Below are 1,398 nucleotides of genomic sequence, written 5' to 3' on the forward strand. Positions count from 1 at the left end.
GCCCTAAAGTAAGATAGCGCTAGTTTTATTATCTCTGGCAAGAAAATCAAGTAGATCATCGACATCAATGTCTAAACTGTTTCCCAGTGCGATAAAGTAAGAAAAGCCAATTTTACGTTGTTGTGCCCAGTCCAGAATAATATTAGAAACTGCTGCAGATTGTGAAATGAAAGCCAGTTTGCCTTTTAGAATTGGAATTGGTGAAAAGCTTGCATTTAGTTGCTGCCAGGGGGCAAGGATCCCCAAACTATTGGGTCCCAATAGTCTTATATTGTACTGCTGAGTTAATGCTTTAAGTTTTACAAACTGAGAGGGTGGTGATGAGAGGATAATGGCCGCTTTACAACCCATTTTTCCCAGTTGCTTTAGGCAGGTTAAATTTCTGTCTGAATTTGTGCAGATAACAGCTAAGTCTGGTGAGAATGGTAATTTATCAATCGTAGGGTAAGTGAGTATTCCCATTACCGCATTTTTATTTGGTGTAACCGGCAGGATCGGGCCTGTAAAGCCACTAGAAAGTAGATTCTTTATAATAACGGAACCCGCTCGTTCTGGTTTTTCTGAGGCACCAATAACTGCAATGGATTTAGGTCGCAATAATGCGTCGAGTCCACGCTGGCTCATAGATATTTACCTTTTTATGGGTATTGTCTATCAATGTAGCTGATTTTTTGGCATTTTTCTGTGATTTTTGCTGCTTGAAGACAAAGTATGTTTGCTGGAAATTATTTGTAAAAATAAGTTATGCAGTGATAATTTCATAATTATTAGTTTTTTATGGATTTTTTATTCTTAAATGGTGGTTATTTTAACGTCGCATATATACACGATAAAATTGAACGGTGTTAAAAAATTAGCTTGCTATTGAGAGCGGAATTTAAAAGCAAAAAAATGATAAAAGTTTATCATTTTAAATAGCGCAAAATATTATATTGTCATTAATAAAAAATAAAACCATTTCTTCATGTTACTATCAATGACTATTGCCCTAAACAAAATTAATAAGATGGTGTTTTAAGCGATACACTATTGGCAACAATCGAGAATTCAACATCATAGAGGTTAATATGTTTAGGATCTCAAAAGAGGAAAATATTTTATTTTCATCTTTGGAGCCTGATCTTATTACGGAAGAGCAGGCTAAAATAACAACCAATTTGGCAATTTTAACAGAAAAATTAGCTTTAGATTGTAGTTTAGCTGATAGACAAGATTGGCAAAATAAAAAATTAGCCAGTTTAATGGAGCAATTACAAATAAGAGAAGCCGGTGATTATTTTGAGTTAGCTAAAATTGATTTGACGGGCATACAGTTACCAGCAGAAATTGATCTTAGTCACGTTAACTTAATGCGTAGTAGACTAATCGCGGTTAAAATGAAAAATGTCTATTTACAAG

General features: G+C 34.3%; 1 protein-coding gene and 1 pseudogene. One reads left to right on the plus strand and one right to left on the minus strand.

Annotation, left to right across the window (positions count from 1 at the left end; all coding sequences use genetic code 11):
* Positions 1-6: 6 nt before the first annotated feature.
* Positions 7-624 (minus strand): annotated as a pseudogene (locus CBG25_RS06800) (CoA-binding protein); the annotation flags it as partial.
* Between the two features lie 443 nt (positions 625-1,067).
* Here CBG25_RS06800 and CBG25_RS06805 point away from each other — a divergent pair.
* The coding region (locus CBG25_RS06805) for a hypothetical protein (RefSeq protein ID WP_290605543.1) at positions 1,068-1,398 on the plus strand (331 nt) is incomplete at its 3' end.

Origin of the sequence: Arsenophonus sp. ENCA, from assembly GCF_002287155.1 — a bacterium.
GTDB classification, from domain to species: Bacteria; Pseudomonadota; Gammaproteobacteria; order Enterobacterales; family Enterobacteriaceae; genus Arsenophonus; species Arsenophonus nilaparvatae.